General features: G+C 44.4%; 15 protein-coding genes. 7 read left to right on the forward strand and 8 right to left on the reverse strand.

What is annotated here, in order from left to right:
• Positions 1-96: 96 nt before the first annotated feature.
• Positions 97-1,029: a 50S ribosomal protein L3 N(5)-glutamine methyltransferase gene (gene prmB, locus J8Z23_RS11510; RefSeq protein ID WP_434633598.1), complete on the reverse strand. Its 933-nt coding sequence runs from the start codon at positions 1,027-1,029 to the stop codon at positions 97-99.
• A gap of 63 nt (positions 1,030-1,092) precedes the next feature.
• Here prmB and smrB point away from each other — a divergent pair, with 63 nt between their 5' ends.
• The gene (smrB, locus tag J8Z23_RS11515) at positions 1,093-1,623 is read left to right on the forward strand and encodes an endonuclease SmrB (protein ID WP_434633600.1); all 531 of its coding nucleotides are present in this window, start codon (positions 1,093-1,095) and stop codon (positions 1,621-1,623) included.
• Between the two features lie 97 nt (positions 1,624-1,720).
• Here smrB and sixA read toward each other — a convergent pair whose 3' ends face one another.
• Positions 1,721-2,185, reverse strand: coding sequence for a phosphohistidine phosphatase SixA (gene sixA / locus J8Z23_RS11520; RefSeq protein WP_005397904.1), 465 nt, complete (start codon positions 2,183-2,185; stop codon positions 1,721-1,723).
• Between the two features lie 375 nt (positions 2,186-2,560).
• On the opposite strand from sixA, the gene J8Z23_RS11525 reads away from it, so the two are divergent.
• Complete coding sequence (locus tag J8Z23_RS11525) at positions 2,561-5,338, forward strand: insulinase family protein (RefSeq protein ID WP_434633602.1); 2,778 nt, start codon at positions 2,561-2,563, stop codon at positions 5,336-5,338.
• Positions 5,339-5,506: 168 nt separating this feature from the next.
• Positions 5,507-5,761, forward strand: coding sequence for a hypothetical protein (locus J8Z23_RS11530; protein WP_046875551.1), 255 nt, complete (start codon positions 5,507-5,509; stop codon positions 5,759-5,761).
• Positions 5,762-5,823: 62 nt separating this feature from the next.
• Here J8Z23_RS11530 and fadJ read toward each other — a convergent pair whose 3' ends face one another.
• Positions 5,824-7,935 carry a fatty acid oxidation complex subunit alpha FadJ gene (gene fadJ, locus J8Z23_RS11535; protein ID WP_005394283.1) on the reverse strand — a complete coding sequence of 704 codons (2,112 nt, stop codon included), beginning with the start codon at positions 7,933-7,935 and terminating at the stop codon, positions 5,824-5,826.
• Positions 7,935-9,242 (reverse strand): acetyl-CoA C-acyltransferase FadI, encoded by a 1,308-nt coding sequence (gene fadI, locus J8Z23_RS11540; protein WP_005394284.1) that lies wholly within the window; start codon positions 9,240-9,242, stop codon positions 7,935-7,937. The genes fadJ and fadI overlap by 1 nt, the downstream gene beginning before the upstream one ends.
• Positions 9,243-9,960: 718 nt before the next feature.
• Between fadI and J8Z23_RS11545 the strand changes: the two genes are divergently transcribed.
• From J8Z23_RS11545 to J8Z23_RS11560, 4 genes are all read left to right on the forward strand, one after another.
• Complete coding sequence (locus J8Z23_RS11545; RefSeq protein ID WP_029836529.1) at positions 9,961-10,536, forward strand: sigma-70 family RNA polymerase sigma factor; 576 nt, start codon at positions 9,961-9,963, stop codon at positions 10,534-10,536.
• On the forward strand, positions 10,529-11,260 hold the full coding sequence (locus J8Z23_RS11550; RefSeq protein ID WP_005394287.1) for a DUF3379 domain-containing protein: 732 nt from the start codon (positions 10,529-10,531) through the stop codon (positions 11,258-11,260). The genes J8Z23_RS11545 and J8Z23_RS11550 overlap by 8 nt, the downstream gene beginning before the upstream one ends.
• A gap of 297 nt (positions 11,261-11,557) precedes the next feature.
• Positions 11,558-12,817 (forward strand): outer membrane protein transport protein, encoded by a 1,260-nt coding sequence (locus J8Z23_RS11555; RefSeq protein WP_006741718.1) that lies wholly within the window; start codon positions 11,558-11,560, stop codon positions 12,815-12,817.
• A gap of 309 nt (positions 12,818-13,126) precedes the next feature.
• A complete protein-coding gene (locus J8Z23_RS11560) occupies positions 13,127-14,452 on the forward strand; it encodes an outer membrane protein transport protein (RefSeq protein WP_434633607.1) in 1,326 nt (441 codons plus the stop codon).
• A gap of 73 nt (positions 14,453-14,525) precedes the next feature.
• Here J8Z23_RS11560 and J8Z23_RS11565 read toward each other — a convergent pair whose 3' ends face one another.
• From J8Z23_RS11565 to J8Z23_RS11580, 4 genes are all read right to left on the reverse strand, one after another.
• Positions 14,526-15,299, reverse strand: coding sequence for an MlaA family lipoprotein (locus J8Z23_RS11565; protein WP_005394290.1), 774 nt, complete (start codon positions 15,297-15,299; stop codon positions 14,526-14,528).
• Positions 15,300-15,514: 215 nt separating this feature from the next.
• Positions 15,515-16,729 carry a c-type cytochrome biogenesis protein CcmI gene (gene ccmI, locus J8Z23_RS11570; protein WP_053808772.1) on the reverse strand — a complete coding sequence of 405 codons (1,215 nt, stop codon included), beginning with the start codon at positions 16,727-16,729 and terminating at the stop codon, positions 15,515-15,517.
• Entirely contained in the window at positions 16,729-17,214 is a 486-nt protein-coding gene (locus J8Z23_RS11575) for a cytochrome c-type biogenesis protein (protein WP_005380519.1), read from the reverse strand. Before J8Z23_RS11575 ends, ccmI begins: the two co-directional genes overlap by 1 nt.
• Positions 17,211-17,765, reverse strand: a complete 555-nt coding sequence (locus tag J8Z23_RS11580; RefSeq protein ID WP_012841537.1) for a DsbE family thiol:disulfide interchange protein — start codon at positions 17,763-17,765, stop codon at positions 17,211-17,213. Before J8Z23_RS11580 ends, J8Z23_RS11575 begins: the two co-directional genes overlap by 4 nt.

Raw genomic sequence — 17,765 nt, forward strand, 5'->3', positions numbered from 1 at the left:
ATTACGTTTTGATGTAAAGAGTTAATATCGGCGAGTTATGCATAAAAAAACACCGAGCATAAAGCTCGGTGTTTTGACATTTAGTGGAAGACCCTATTAGTCTTTGTACAGTTTGAAGTCTTCGGCACACTCAACCAGCTGGTCACGCGTTAGCATGAATACGCCGTGACCGCCGTTCTCAAACTCAATCCAAGTGAACGGAATCTCTGGGTACTGTTCCATCATATGAATCATTGAGTTGCCAACTTCACAGATAAGAATGCCGTTATCTGTTAGGTAGTCTGGTGCGTTTGCAAGAATACGACGCACAAGTTTTAGGCCATCCGTACCGGCTGCTAAACCAAGCTCAGGTTCGTGTGTGAACTCGTCTGGCAGGCTGTTCATGTCTTCTTCATCCACATATGGTGGGTTAGACACGATCAGGTTGTACTTCTCTTTTGGTAGGTCGCGGAACAAGTCAGAGCGAATTGGGAATACTTGCTGCTCCATGCCGTGATCTTGTACGTTTTGCTCCGCGACTTGTAGTGCGTCCGTTGAGATATCAATCGCATCCACTTCAGCTTCAGGGAACGCGTGAGCACATGCAATTGCGATACAGCCGCTGCCTGTGCATAGGTCCATGATGCGCGCAGGCTCTTCCACCAACCAAGGTTGGAATTCTGCTTGAATCAACTCACCGATTGGAGAACGTGGCACGAGTACACGCTCATCAACGAAGAATTCAAGACCGCAGAACCAAGCTTTGTTGGTTAGATATGCAGTTGGTGTACGTTCATTGATACGTTTTACTACACGCTCAACAATACGCAGACGCTCGCTGGTCGTTAGGCGAGAGTTTAATACGTGCGGAGGCACATCAATCGGCAAGTATAAGGTTGGCAGGATAAGCTGAACCGCTTCATCCCACGCATTATCAGTACCATGACCGTAAAACAGGTTCGCTGCGTTAAAGCGGCTTACCGTCCAACGAATCATATCTTGAAGGGTATGCAGCTCCGATACCGCTTCTTCTACAAAAATCTTATCCAAAATTGCCTCCGAAAAGCGCTACAATACTGCCAATAAAAGTTTATTAATGAAATTGTTTACCTAATGAGCAAAAAAGACACCGAACACGATGACGATTTCGCCTTGTTTCAGGAAGCAGTACAGGGCGTAAAAAAGTTGCGACAGGATACCATAATCCAGCAACCAAAAAAAAATACTAAGCAAAAAGAAATCAAGCGCTCCAACCGTGAAGCGAGTGATTCTGAGTTTTACTTCTCCGACGAGTTTGTCCCTCTCTTAAATGAAGAAGGCCCAACTCGTTATGCACGTGACGACATCTCCACTTATGAAGTTAAACGTCTACGTCGCGGCGTGTATGTACCGGACGTATTCCTCGATATGCACGGCATGACACAACAAGAAGCTAAGCGCGAACTTGGTGCGATGATCGCCTACTGCGTCAAAAACGAGATTCACTGTGCGTGTGTGCAACATGGCATTGGTAAACACATCCTGAAACAGAAAGCGCCACTTTGGTTAGCACAACACCCAGATGTAATGGCTTTCCACCAAGCGCCGCTAGAATTCGGCGGTGATGGTGCGTTGTTAGTTTTGCTCTCGATTCCAGAAAAGTAACTAGCTCACTGTAGAAGCAATTAAACAAAAAGGCAGGAAATTTCCTGCCTTTCTTCATTCTATATCTAATGTTTAAATGCTTATTTGGTTTCGACGCTTATGGCGTAATATGCCACAGCACTTCACCGTTTTGCGTTTGTAGATCGTATTCAATACACACTAGACCTGATGTAGGAAACATCGGTGGTGCCATGTCTTTTACAAACTCTGAAGTGAGATAACCAACCAAAGGCAAGTGAGAGACAAGCAGAAGCGAGTCTAGTTTTTCCACTTCAATCAATGCACTTGCAAAATCAAATACATGCTCAGATTGACCGTAAGGTGTAATATCTTCACAAGTTTCGATGCTTTTTGCAGCAAAATACTCGCTGATCTCTTGCCAAGTTTGTTGAGCTCTAATGTACGGACTCACCAACACTTTATCGAATTGCGCAAAACCTTGTTCTTTACAGGCTCTCGCAACCGCTTCTGATTCGACTCTGCCTCTTGGAGTCAATTGTCGTGCTGCGTCTGAATCTGCAAAATGCTCGGCTTCGCCGTGACGCATGATGAATATTTTCATGTTATTTCCTAGGGATAGCTAACGCTACCAAAAGGTTGACTGCTATCTTTATTAGATAGACGGGGCTAACTTTAATAATGACGAAACAAAAATACTGATATAATTATCTGTTCATTATACCAATTCGCTTGCTAAAGATAGCGACTTTCTTAACAATCTATTAAAAAGAATGTACTCAGTTCATCACAGTATTTAACTGTGCTATGAGTTCAGGGCATTCATTCAAACAGTTCTTCCCCATACGCAAACGCGATGGGCCTGTGCAGAAGTCTACGAATAACAAAAATACGGCAAGCAGTATTTGTCGAAACGCAAACTTTGCGCCCCCTAGCTAGGGGTTCATAATTACTGTAATGCGAAATCTGGAGACGCATCGTGCATCTAAGTCCTAACGATTCAAATCAATACCGCTACATTACCTTGAGCAATGATCTGCGTGTACTGCTGATTCATTCCGAGACAGCTCAACAGTCAGCAGCTGCTCTAGCAGTGAACGTTGGACACTTCGACGACCCAAACGATCGCCAAGGTCTGGCACACTATTTAGAACATATGCTTTTTTTGGGTACGGAAAAATACCCTAAAGTGGGCGAGTTTCAAAGTTATATTAGCCAGCATGGAGGAACAAATAACGCTTGGACGGGTACTGAGCACACTTGTTTCTTTTTTGATGTTACTCCGAATGCCTTTGAAAATGCCTTAGATCGATTTAGCCAATTTTTTACCGCACCATTGTTTAACGAAGAAGCTTTAGACAAAGAACGCCAGGCTGTCGACTCCGAATACAAACTCAAACTTAATGACGATTCTCGCCGCCTGTATCAAGTCAACAAAGAAGTCATCAATCCAGATCACCCTTTCTCTAAGTTCTCAGTCGGCAACCTAGATACATTAGGTGACCGAGATGGTAAATCCATCCGCGACGAAATTGTCGAGTTTCACCACTCTCAATACTCTGCCGATCTCATGACGTTGACGCTCTTTGGGCCGCAGTCGCTAGATGCTCAGCAAGCGTGGGTAGAAGCCATGTTTGCCAATATCCCAAACCACCACCTTCGTGGAAAATCGATTGATGTCCCCATTAGCACCAAAGAAAGTACCGGAATTTTAGTTCAAGTTGAACCAATCAAAGAATTTCGAAAACTCATTCTCACCTTCCCAATGCCGGGAATGGATAAGCACTACGGCGTTAAACCACTCTCTTACTTCGCGCATTTACTCGGCTATGAAGGCGAAGGCAGCTTAATGCTCCAGCTAAAAAATGAAGGCTGGATTACGTCACTTTCTGCAGGAGGCGGCGCTAGTGGTAGCAACTATCGAGATTTTACGGTTAGCTGCACACTCACCCCGCTGGGTCTCAACCACGTTGACAACATCATCCAAGCGGTTTTTCAATACCTCTCGATGATCAAACAAGACGGGCTAGATGAATGGCGCTATCTCGAAAAACAAGCGGTGCTTGAGTCGGCGTTTCGTTTCCAGGAACCATCTCGACCAATGGATTTGGTTAGCCATCTTGTTATCAATATGCAGCATTATCAGCCAGACGATACCATTTATGGCGACTACAAAATGGCGGGCTATGATGAACAACTGCAGCGTTCGTTGCTGCAATACTTAACCATCGATAATGTCCGCGTAACCCTGATTGCAAAAGGACTGGAATACAATCGTACTGCCGAATGGTACTTTACTCCGTATTCCGTCACGCCTTTTAGTGATGAGCAACGCCGCTTCTATCAACAAATCGATCCAAGCTGGCAGTTCGTCTTACCAGAAAAGAACCCTTATATTTGCTACGATCTCGATCCCATGCCGTTCGAAAATGGTGGTTCACTACCAGAGTTAATTGAAGATCTCGAAGGCTTCCGACTTTGGCATTTACAAGATGATGAATTTCGCGTGCCAAAAGGCGTTGTATATGTCGCTATCGACAGCTCTCATGCTGTTGCATCGCCGAAGAACATTGTCAAAACTCGCCTATGTGTCGAGATGTTCCTCGACTCGCTAGCAAAAGAAACCTATCAAGCTGAAATCGCAGGGATGGGTTACAACATGTACGCTCACCAAGGCGGGGTTACCTTAACCCTCTCAGGGTTCAGCCAAAAACTGCCTCAATTGTTGGAAATGATCCTGCACCGTTTTGCTTCTCGAGATTTCAGCCCTGCACGCTTTGAAACCATCAAGCAGCAACTGTTACGTAACTGGAGAAATGCTTCACAAGATCGTCCTATTTCGCAGCTGTTTAACGCACTTACAGGGCTACTTCAACCCAATAACCCGCCTTTCGCAACCTTAGTCGAAGCGCTAGAAGAAATCGAAGTCGATGAACTCTCAGTATTCGTAGAATCAATTCTTGCAGAGCTGCACGTTGAAATGTTTGTTTACGGAGATTGGCAGCGTCAACAAGCGCATGACATGGCGACGACCTTAAAGGATGCCCTAAGAGTAAAAGAGCAGCGTTATGAAGAGGCGCTCCGCCCACTCATCATGCTGGGAAAAAACGGCAGTTTTCAACGTGAAGTACATTGCAACCAGCAAGATTCGGCGGTCGTTATTTACCACCAGTGTGAGGATATTGAGCCTCGTAGCATTGCTCTATACTCATTGGCGAACCATCTCATGTCGGCAACATTTTTCCACGAGATCCGCACAAAACAGCAATTAGGTTACATGGTGGGCACTGGCAATATGCCACTTAACCGTCATCCAGGTATTGTGCTTTATGTGCAGTCACCCAATGCAGCGCCTGCCGAGCTGGTTACCTCAATCGATGAGTTCTTAAATGCCTTTTATATGGTGCTGTTAGAACTGAACGATTACCAATGGCATAGCAGTAAGCGCGGCTTGTGGAATCAAATAGCGACGCCGGACACCACACTGCGAGGTCGTGCTCAGCGTCTTTGGGTTGCAATAGGAAACAAAGACACCGAGTTTAACCAACGTGACAAGGTACTTGCTGAACTGAAGAAATTGACCCGAGCAGACATGATTCGCTTTGTCGTTAATGAGTTGAAACCTCGCACGGCAAACCGATTGGTCATGCACTCTCAAGGGCAATCGCATTCGGACGCTCCGCGCATCCACTTAGGGCAAGAAATTGGATCGATTGAAGAGTTCCAACTTAGGCCAAAAGATTGCGGCTTAGGATGATCTAATTGCGCAGTAATAAAATTATCGATTAGTAAGTATATACCCACAAACCAATGAGGTTGTGGATCTCATAAATAGAATCGACACCATAATTGGCAGAAAATTGAAATTACGCCATTGCGGCTTATGCTCTAATTACCACACTAAAAATAAATTAATGAGGTAATCATGAAAAAAGCACTACTACTTGCTGCTATTATACTGCCACTGGCATCTGCACACGCTGAAATCTCGGTGAAAGGTGATGGCTTTGAGCTAAGTAACGACTGTGTCCGCCTAAGCGGAGACAATGTTTCCATCAAATCAGATGATTGCTCTTCAAAACAGTGGAAAGATAAAGACAACAAAGGCAACAGCAGCGTTCACGGGGACGACAACCCAGGTAAAGGCCACAATAAAGATAAAAAAGACAAGAAGAAGTAACTATTTCTTATTTATGAAAAAGGCTTGCCGCTGGCAAGCCTTTTTCTTTACCGAAGCAACGCTTAATAGAATGTGGTTCCTTCTCCAGCTCGAGTAAGCAAACCATCACACGGTGCGTAACGATCGCCGTACTTCGATGCAAACTCATTCATTTTCTCAACCAGTTCTTTAATGCCAAACTGATCCATATAACGGAATGGACCGCCCAAGAATGGAGGGAAACCAATGCCAAATATTGCACCAATATCACCATCACGTGGCGAGCGAATGATGCCGTCATCCAAACAACGTACCGCTTCATTCAGCATTGGTAGTACACAGCGCAACGCAATATCGTTATCACTCAACTTAGATTCAGGATCGAGCTTAAGCAGCTTGTAGATAGATTTATCGACTTCTTTCTTCTTACCTTTGTAAGTGTAGAAACCTTTCCCGCTCTTACGTCCTTTGCGACCGTCATTCAATAAGATATCGAACACGTCCGGGCCTTTGAATCGCTCACCTAACTCATTGACTAGAATCGGCATGATCTTCGCGCCAATGTCGACACCGACTTCATCCAGTAAGGTAATCGGGCCGACAGGGAAACCAAAATCAAGCAACGCCGTATCAATCTTTTCGATCGGTTCGTTAGCCAGCAGAATATGCGCCGCTTCGTTCATGTATGGCGCAAGAATGCGGTTCACGTAAAAGCCCGCTTTGTCTTTCACTACGATCGGGGTTTTTCCTTGCTTTTTAGCAAGTGCAACGACTGTTGAAATGGTTTCATCTGATGTCGTTTCATGCGGAATCACTTCCACCAACGGCATTTTTTCTACCGGGCTGAAGTAATGCAAACCCACTACGTTTTCTGGACGCTCCGCTTTTTCTGCAATTTTGTGGATTGGTAACGAAGAGGTATTGGTCGCAAAGATGGTTTCCGGCTTGGCATTCGCTTCAATATCCGCCACCATTTTTTGTTTAAGATCTAAGTCTTCAAAAACGGCTTCAATTACGACATCAATATGATTAAAGCTGGTAAAGTCGACACCGCCAGACAGTTGCAACATTTTCGCTTGCAGATCGGCTTTTGATAGAATGCGACGTTTACGCTGTTTCTCGAATAACTTGTAGTTATAGTTGAGTGCGTTTAGAACGCCATCGTTGCTGACGTCTTTGATGCGGACAGGCACCTTCGCTTTTGCAACAGACACATGGCTGATTCCTGCGCCCATCAAGCCACCGCCAAGCACACCAACTTTATGAACTGGCGCGGGTTTCGCATCCGTACCATTTTCTTTCTTCATTTCCGTTGTCGCAAAGAAGATAGAACGGAGCGCTTTTGATTCAGAGCTCATCACAAGCTCACCGAAGCGTTTCGCTTCAAGCTCTTGTCCTTGGGCGAAACCTTTCTCTAAACCATGCTGAATAACGTCTAAAATCGCGACCGTTGCAGGATAGTTACCACGGGTTTTCTGATTGGTTTTCTTCGCTGCCTGTTCAAACACAAACTTGCGCCCTAACCCGCTACCCGACATCACTTTTTCTTTCGTCGATAGCTTTTTCGTACCCTTGTTTTTACCTTTGTCGATAAACTGTTTTGCTACGTCGAGCAAAATGGTATCTGGGACACAGGCGTCCACAACGCCCAGCTTTTTAGCTTTCTTTGCGCGAAGCTGTTTACCCGTCAGGATCAAGTCCAGTGAAGGTAACAGGCCAATCAAACGCGGCAGACGCTGAGTACCACCAGAACCAGGCAATAAACCAAGTTGTACTTCTGGCAGACCTAAACGCGTTTTATCTGAATCCGTACAAACACGATAATCACATGCAAGAGCAAGCTCTAAACCACCGCCCAAACATGGACCGTGAATAGCGGCAACCACAGGATATGGTAAGTCCGATAGCTGCTGGAATAGCTCTTGACCTTGCCTCGCTAATGCTTCTGCTTCACTTGCGGTCGTGCACGCTTCTAGCATGCGAACATCGGCCCCCGCGACAAAGTTGTCCGGTTTTAGGGAATGAATGATCATCCCTTTGATGCCACTGGCGTCTTTTAGCTGAGCAAAGATTTCTTTCATTTCATCAGCAAAAGCCGCCTGTAGCGTATTCATTTTTTCATTAGGTACGTCAATCGCTAACCAAGCAATATTCTGCTCATCAACTTTTAGACTAAATGCTTTTTGCTCGCTCATTACTCAACCTCCAGAATCATTGCTGCACCAAGACCGCCAGCTGCACATGCGGTATTCAATGCAATACCGCCACCACGGCGTTTCAGTTCACGTAGGGTTTGCGTCATCATTCGTGCACCTGTCGCCGCGAATGGGTGACCGTAAGCGATTGAGCCACCAAGCACGTTAAACTTATCCATGTCGATTTCACCGATCGCTTTCGAACGACCTAGATTTTCTTGAGCAAACTTATCTGAAGCAAACATCTTCACATTCGCCAATGCTTGCGCAGCAAACGCTTCGTGCATGTCGATCAACGTCAGATCAGACAGTTCCAAGCCTGTATTTTCTAGCACTTTCGCAGTGGCATAAGTCGGTCCCATCAGCATGTCCTTTTCCACACCAATCGCTGAAAATGCGTAGCCGCGGATGTAGCCAAGAATCTCCATGCCAAGCTCTTTCGCTTTACCTTCGCGCATCAACATCACTGCCGCACCACCATCAGTCAGTGGCGTACTGTTAGCTGCCGTAACACTGCCATACTGGCGATCAAAGGCAGGTCGAAGTTTCGCGTACCCTTCTACGGTTGAGTCGTGACGGACATTGTTGTCTTCCGAAATCCATTTTTTGTATGGTTCGGGAAAAGCCGTCATCACTTCACCTTGGATCTTACCTTCTTTCCAAGCTTGGGAAGCCAGCGTATGAGAGCGATGTGCAAGCGCATCCTGCTCTGCACGAGAAATACCATGCGTCTTTGCCATTTGCTCCGCAGTTTGTCCCATCGACAAGCCCGTCGAGTACTCGGCTACTGCAGGAGGCACTGGCATAAGGTCTTTAAAGCTCAAGTTTTTGAGGATGCTAAGCTTCTGACCCATTGTTTTTGTCTTACTTAGAGCAAGCAGATTAGCGGCCAGTTTCTTAGATACGCCAATAGGCAGGACGGAAGAAGAGTCTGCACCACCAGCAATACCGATATCGATGGTTCCCGCCATGATGCTTTCTGCGACATTGACCGCCGCTTGAAAACTCGTTGCACACGCACGAGTCACACTGTAAGCATCAGTGTGAATGTTCATACCGGTGCCTAACACGATTTCTCGTGCGATGTTTGGCGCTTCAGGCATTTGTACTACTTGTCCAAATACCACTTGTTCGATTAACTTCGGATCAATATCTGTTCGAGCAAGCATTTCGCTTACTACCATTTTCCCTAAATCGACCGCTGGCACTTGGCTAAATTCCGTGCTTTGACGAGCAAAGGGAGTTCGAAGCCCCGCGACAATAGCGACACGCTCACCATTGCGTGTTTTTACTTCCTGCTTGCCCATTGTTTCTCCTTAAATACAAGAGGTCTGACCTGATGCATTGTAATGAATTTGTTAAATTTATCAAACGTGCGTTTAAATAAACGTGAAGCAAGTAGATCAATTACTCTACTTCTTTGATTCTTATGCGATTAATAATGATTAACTATAGAGAGTTAAAACGGTAAGAGGTATATGGAAGGTAAAATCGAAGCAAAAAAAAACCACACATAACTGTGTGGTCGGAATATCTATAAAACAATTAACTTACGCCAATTGAAAATTAATCAGTTTCCTGATTAGGAGAAAGTAAAGTCAGCCTTCAAAAGGAAGTGTCATCTTGCTCAACATGTTAGTCGCAATGACTAACGAGATGACAAGATGTACTATAACCCCTTCACTGCTTGATATTTTGAAATAGATCAATTTTATAGTGATTTTACGAGCTTTAAGCACATCTAAAAGGCTCAGCGATGCAAACCTATTCAAAAATTCACCGCTAGCAGTCTCTTTTTATGTCCCATCGAATGAACTTATCCAAACCATTGATTACTAATGATGATATTGTTAACAATCTTTACCAATTCATGTTCGATGATATTTGGCATTTGCGTATACACTTTTAAGTAACCACATAGCTTATTGTGTCAGAGGTTATCTACGACACACGCTCAACCGAAACCGCGAGGCTATTGAAAAGTAAAGTCATGCTCAGAACAAATAAGAAACTCACAGAGCGAGGATGGAGGCTCCTGTGGCCATATTAAAAATGTTTGGAAAGAAAAATTCCAACAGTCCGGTCAACTCTGATATGGACAAGCAAAGAAAATACGAAGCGCTCGTCCGAGGGTACCATCGTGACTTATATCGCTACGCATACTGGTTGTGCAAAGATAAAGCGATAGCGGAAGATCTAGTTCAGGAAACCTGTCTTAGAGCTTGGAAGTCACTCGATAGTCTCCAGGATGAAAAAGCAGCCAAGTCTTGGCTCATCACCATATTGAGACGAGAAAATGCGCGCCGCTTCGAACGTAAACAATTTGATTTAGTTGATATCGATGATTACGGCAATGATGCTAAAGTCAGCGATGACCCACATCATCAGCAAGAATGGCTGCAAGCGCAGATCATGAAACTCGATGTTGAATACCGCGAGCCTTTATTTCTCCAAGTTGTCGGTGGTTTCAGCGGAGAAGAGATTGGCGACATTCTTGATTTAAATAAAAATACAGTGATGACTCGATTATTTCGCGCTCGTAATCAACTCAAAGAGATGTTGGATTCTCAAGATACTAAGAGAGGACAAAAGAATGGATGATTTAGAATTTCGTCGTCGTATTTTGTCGGATCCAAAACAAAAGGATGAAGAGATTCTGCAAGCTTTAGCTGGTAGCGACACCAACAATAAGTTTGTTGATGACATTTTGGATCTCGACGTAAAAATTAAACAAGCCATGAATGTGGATGTACCTGAAGATCTCGCTGATAAGATTTTATTTAGTCAGACGTCGAGTGCACTTGATGAAGAGAAGGTCGTCAGACCAAACTTTGTGCGCAAAGCAATGGCACTTGCCGCTTCTATTGCGTTCACCGCAGGATTATTAGTTGGTCAAGTAAACTGGGGAAATGTTTTGGTTTCTCCAGCACAAGCCAGTTTAGCTGATACCGCGATGAAACACGTTATTCATGAAGAACCTTTTGTTCGTCATCTTGATGAGGATGTACCGAGCTCGCAAATTAATGCGAAAATGTCGCCATTTCATTACCAGTTTAGTGAAAGCTTTCCATATCACGTTTACTACCTAAACCACTGCGGTTTTGGCGAATCCAATGCGGTGCATATGGTATTCCAAGGTCCAAAAGGTAAAGTAACGTTATTTATTACTGGTATTCCTAGCGAACAAAGTACCGACTTTAATAAGGATGGCATGACCGGAATCGTTCAGCCCGTCGGGAGTTCAAGTTTGATTTTAGTCGGAGAAGAAGGTGAAAATATTGATGCTATCGCTACGACTCTTGCATCAATGATTAAACCGATGTAATAACTTCGACGATTTCCAGCCTTCAAAAGGTTAAATGCCGCTAAATGATCTTATTTAGCGGCATTTTTGTATAAATAGAACACAAAACATTCACCCTCGCTATAGCATTTAGAGCTTAAACTCTAAATTATGCATTTTAAGTGCAATTTCCCGTCTTTTAGACATCATTTCTGCAATTTTTATTCAATTTTATCCAATGGTCGGATTTGTCCAAGCAACTATTGATACTACTATCTGCGCCACTGAGCAAAAGCTCAATTTATCGTCCAAAGAGACGAATCTAATAAGGAAAAACAAATGACTCAGAACACGCGTCTGTTTAAAAAGACTCTCCTAGCAGTAACGGTAGCTTTTGCCTCAGGTCAATCGATGGCAGCGGGTTTCCAAATCAACGCTCAATCAGCAACTGGCATCGGCCGTGCATTTGCTGGTGATGCAGTAATCGCAGATAACGCCGCAGTAATGGCTCGTAACCCAGCAGCAATGGCTCTATTTGATAAAATGGAGCTTTCGCTAGGTTTCGAAAGCATTACTTCAATGATTGAAGTGAAAGATGCGAAATATAACGTTAATACTCCTTTGGGTTCTAGTACTGTAAATGTTGCTGACACTGATGATGTGGGTGATACGTCAATAGCTCCAAACATTCACCTAATCGTTCCAGTAAATGACAAGTTTGCATGGGGCGTAAACGCATACTCTAATTTCGGCACTAAAACTGAATTTTCAGATAACTATACCGCAACCGAGTACGGTGGTCTTACGGATGTAAAAAGCTTCAACTTTGGCTTTGCGGGTTCTTACCGTTTAAACGAACAATGGAGCTTTGGTGCTGGTTTAGATTTAATCTACGGCCAAGGCACAATGAAGCGTACAACTAGCTCTTCAGTCCCACGGGTTGGCGGTCAAAAAATTCTGGACGTAGATAAAGCTGATGGTTGGGCTGTTGGTTTCAACGTTGGTACTGTGTACGAACTAGATGAAAACAACCGTTTTGGTCTAGCGTATCGTTACAGCCCTGAATTTACAGCAAAAGACGACAAAGGTCAGGAAATCACGCTACCTCTACCAGATATGGCCGAGTTTTCTGGTTTCCACAAAATCCAAGACACTAAGTTTGCTGTACACTACAGCATCCAATACATCGGTTGGAAAGATTTCGACCAAATTGATTTTGAGAACCTAAATCAGGGTTTACTTAAAGGTGGTTACTCGAAAGACTATCAATGGCAAGATGGCTGGCACTACGCAATTGGTGGTACTTACTACCTAAACAACAACTGGACACTTCGTGCTGGTTACATGTACGACACAAGCGCTCAAGATAAAGTAACGTCTATCTCGGTACCAGATTCAGATCGCCAGTGGTTCTCAACAGGTTTCTCTTACCATATTGATAATAGCTCAAACATCGATTTTGGCTTCACATACTTGTTAGGTGAAGATGTAAAAGTTAATGAGAATACTCAATTAGCTCCTGGTCTTTCTACCGGTGTAACAGCAACAACTCATGCTGACGCAATTCTATTCGGCTTACAATACAGCCGTAGCTTCTAAGCGCTTCGCTGTTAGTTAGTAGAAAAATACTTTATATAAAAGGCTGGATTTCCAGCCTTTTTTCATATCTGCGATTTATTGCCCACTCAATTTGAGTGAACACGTGTATCTAAATCTCACAATTAGGACGCACAGCTGTTCGCTGAATTCCATTTACAAGCCCTTCACAGTTAGATTATTAAACCACCCAAACAACACTTGAAAGCATAATATTCCAAATGACTGCTTGTGCTGGATTTTCATTTCTAAAGTAAAAACTCTACCTTTAAACTTTCGTCCCACGTTATAAACAAATCAGCGAACATTCGAATGAAAACCAACAAGACTCTTCTATCAACAGCAGTGGCATTAAGCCTACTTGGCACAACGGGCATGGCTAACGCTGCAGGTTTCCAACTTGCTGAATATTCTGCAACAGGCCTAGGTCGAGCATATGCTGGTGAAGCAGCAATGGCTGACAACGCAAGTGCACAATGGCGTAACCCAGCAATGCTAACTTATTTGGAAGGCACTCAAGTGTCCGTTGGTGCAATCTATGTGAACCCAAATATTGATATTGAAGGTGATGTAAACTTCCACGGTAGTACTTCTTCTGCATCTTCAGATGATTTCGCACATGATGCAATCATTCCAAACTTCTACCTATCACATCAATACAATGAGAAATTCGCGATTGGTTTGGCATTTGGCACCAACTACGGCATGGAAACCGATTTAGGTAAAGGCTTTGGTGCTTCACACTTCGGTAACGAAGCAAGCGTAACGACAATGGAAGCGAACTTAAACGCAGCTCACAAAGTCAATGAATCAATCAGCGTTGGTGGTGGTATCCGTTACATCATCGGCGAAGGCAGCTTTGGCGCAGCCGCACCTAAGAATAACGTTGTAGGACAGCACCCTGTCACTGGCGATCCTATCAGTGTTCCTCAAGGTACCGCTCTAAAATACATGGAAGGTGACGATACCGCTTGGGGCTGGCAAGTTGGTACTGCATGGCAGATCAATGAAAATAACCGTATCGGCTTCGCGTACAAATCTGAAGTTGAACTGAAGCTTGAAGGCCATGCTGAAGGTCTAGGTTTTGGCTTCGGTACTAAGCTTTCACAACTACGTGACAACGGCTACATGTACCTAAACCTGCCTGCAACGGCTGAGTTGGCAAGCTTCCACCAAGTAACAGACCAACTTGCGTTACACGCAAGCTTTAACTGGACGGATTGGAGCTCTTTCGAGAAATTGGAAGCACGTCTAGATACTGCTGGCACGCATATGGTTAAAGTAGAAAACTGGGAAGATAACTACCGCTTTGCTGTTGGTGCTACTTACCAGCTTGATCCTAAGATAGCGCTACGTGCTGGTATTGCATACGATACTTCAGCGGTAAGCGACAAAAACCGTACGATCACTATTCCAGAAACTGACCGTACTTGGCTAAGTATTGGCGCAACGTACGATTGGACGAAAGACTTCAGCCTAGACGCTGGCTTCACCTATATTTTCGCGAAAGACGCACCAATCGTTGAGTCTCGTGGTTACAAGTCAGACGACGCTGCAGAACAAGTCGGCGGCCAATTCGTAGGCGAAACTACGGGTAATGTTTGGCTAATCGGTGTTCAAGCAAACTACCGTTTCTAACCAAACAGCAAAAATATGAAAAAGGCTTAGCATCAGCTAAGCCTTTTTCATTTTATATTGTGAGAAACAATGCTTAAAAGTCCTCTAGGTATTCGTCTAAATACTCTTCTTCTTCGATGTTCACTTCTTCAACGGTTTCAACTTCTGCTTTAAAGTTTTGACGCTGAATATAAACATCGCGAGTAAGAATATATGGATCCGGCGACGAGTCTAACTGTGCTTCTTGCGGTACTAATAAAGCACGCTTCTCCATGCCTTCAAACGCCCACTTACCCAAACTCGCCCAGAAGTTGAGGTAAGAGAGGGGTAAATACGTACTATCTACGGTATCTGTCACTTCACGTAAGGTATACGGGCCATAACCTGGAATCATGAAGTAAGGGCCATTTCCAACACCATAGTGGCCTACTGCATCACTGAACGCTTTCTCGTCGTATTTCGTAATACCCGCGGCACTTGCAATATCGAATAAACCGAAAATACCAAACGTCGAGTTAATCCAAAAACGGTTAAAGTGGTCTACGGCTTTCGTGCCGTTACCCATGACTAAGTTATTAACCATGCTGGCTGGCTCATCTAAGTTCGACAAGAAGTTAGCGATACCGGAACGAATAGGAACTGGCGTGTATTCCACATACGCAAGTGATACAGGACGAACCAAATACGGATCTAAATATTCGTAGTTGATTTCCCACATGGTTCGGTTAAAGCCTTCCAACGGGTCATACACATCAGAAGTCGTTTGATTTGTTTCTTGTCCTGTTACTGCTTCATCAGGCGCACTTGAACAGCCAACCAGTCCAACTGCAAGCAGTAACAAGAAGGTAGATTTACCCTTGTTATACATTTTATTTTCCATAACGACTATTAATGTACCTAAGTCACCCAATGAACAGTTGTACGTATGTTGAGCAGTATACGTAGTAAAGATGACTCAGATATGGGAATAAATAAAGGCCAGCAGTCGCTGGCCTTCGGTATTCTACTCGATCGTTTAGAGTCATACCACTAAAGGCAACAGACTCTACCCCGTTGTCATATTTCAGAGACAGACGCTAACGATTAATATTGCTGGTCAATGGTCACTTCAACCGGCGTGCCAAATTCAACGACGTCACTCTCTCCGTGCCAATCTTGGTCACGCGTTGCTACGTTACCGTCAGAGTCCACACGCACACGGACGATTAACTTGTCGAGTGAAGATAGTTTTTGCCCCTGCATCATGGCATTACCATCATCTAATACGACTGTACGAGGGAAAGTACCCAGCGGATAGCGAGCTGCCGCAACAGGCATTGGTGAGCCATCTGCACGATGTACTGACACAATCAGAACTGCGTTTGGATCCAACTGAGCATTTGGTGCAACATTAATTGTCACAGCAACACTCTTATCCGGTGAAACCGCTTCGCCCATTTGCTTACGAGCACTCTCAATACTGCGTGACAACATCTCGTAGCGGCTATCTTCTGGACCAATCATTTGCTGCATGATTCCCCAGTACTTGATGGCTGCCGGGAAGTCTTGACGCTCAAACGCATCGAACGCTAACAAAGAAAACACACGCAGATCGACATAGTCTTGCTGCATCAGCTTGCCGAGTAATGAGCGAGCCGTCGCTTGATCCATTTCCTCTTGAGACAGCATCAGAGCTTGTGCATAACCCAACATCACATCTGGGTCTTTTGGCTCTAGGCGGTATGATTTTTCCATCGCATCGATAGCCGTGGTGACATCACGATTTGCTAACGCAATACGACCTAGCAGTAACCAACCTGTCGAGTCTTCCGGCTGGTAATGTAAGCGAGTTCGAAGGGCAAGGGTCAAATCCGCCATTTCATCGTCACTCAACGGCTCAGAAGAAGCCGACATCAGCTTTTTCGATAACTCAGGTAGATTTGCAGACACTTCTTGCCATTGAACAATATCGTCTGACGCGCCAAATTTGTAATACAAGCCATAGCTCAACGCCACCGTCAGAATTACCGATGGAACTAAAACCGCGATTGGTGAAACCTTGGTTTCTTTTTGCGCTTTATCACCCGGAATATCGTCAAGGAGAGACTGCTTTAGATCAGAAATCAGTTCGTCTTCGCTTTCAACCAGCCCTTCGTCGGTTTCTTCTGCAAGCTCAGATAGACGGTCTTTATAAAATGCCTTGTTGAGCTCATCGCGTAACACATCATCATTGTTCGCTTTTTGTTTAAGCAGCGGCAAAGCCACCAGCGCACAAGCAATAAGCGTAAGAGCAACGGTGGAAATCCAAAATAGTGTCATTACTTCTTATCTCCGTTGTTCTCTTCTTCAAGCAATGCTTTTAAACGAGCTTCTTTTTGCTCATCCCATTGCTCGTCACTGCTCGCTTTTGCCTTAACTTTAGATTTACGGCTGCGCAGCACAATCAAACCAAAACCACCCAGTACTACAGCGAGTGGCCCTAGCCACAAAATCGCAGTCGCGACCGTAAATGGTGGGTTGTAAGTCACGAAGTTACCGTAACGGGCGATCATGTAATCAACAATCTCATCTTTGGACTTACCTTCTTTGGTCATTTCGTACACCTTATGGCGTAAGTCCTGAGCAAGTTCAGCGTTAGAATCCGAGATCGTGTTGTTCTGACATTTAGGGCAACGGAGCGTATGGCTTAGCTCTTTGAACTGCTGTTCTTGTTCCAAGTTATCGAACTCGTATACTTCAATGGCAGCGTGAGCAGCAAGAGATAATGTCATGGCAGCAAAAACTGCAAGGATCAGCTTTCTCATTGCTTCGCCTCCTCAACCAATTTGTTGTAAAGCGGCTCCAGTGTTTCTGACCAATTACGTGGGTTAACATCCCCCACATGGCGATAGCGAATCACACCATTTGCATCAATAATGAATGTTTCTGGTGCACCATAAACGCCAAGGTCAAGACCAAGCATACCGCTACCATCAAATAGGCTAATTAAGTAAGGGTTGCCGAGATCATTCAACCAGCCTACCGCTTTGTTACGATCATCTTTGTAATTCATACCGATAATCTTAACGCCCTTACCCGCCAATTCGTTTAGGTATTTATGCTCTGCATAACACGTTGGACACCACGTAGCCCAAACGTTCAAGAGCAACGGCTCACCTTTAAAAATTGACTGGTCGTATTGTTTTCCAGGTTCAGCTAAGTCTTCTAAGTGAAACTCAGGAACTGGCTTACCAACCAAAACCGACTCCAATTTCGTTGGATCATCGCCCTCTTGGTTGCGCATTAACTGGGTTGCGAAAATGCCCGCCAAAATCATGAAAGCGACGAGCGGAATAAATAAGATTTTCTTATTCAT

Origin of the sequence: Vibrio sp. SCSIO 43086 (assembly GCF_051132235.1) — a bacterium.
GTDB classification, from domain to species: domain Bacteria; phylum Pseudomonadota; class Gammaproteobacteria; order Enterobacterales; family Vibrionaceae; genus Vibrio; species Vibrio diabolicus.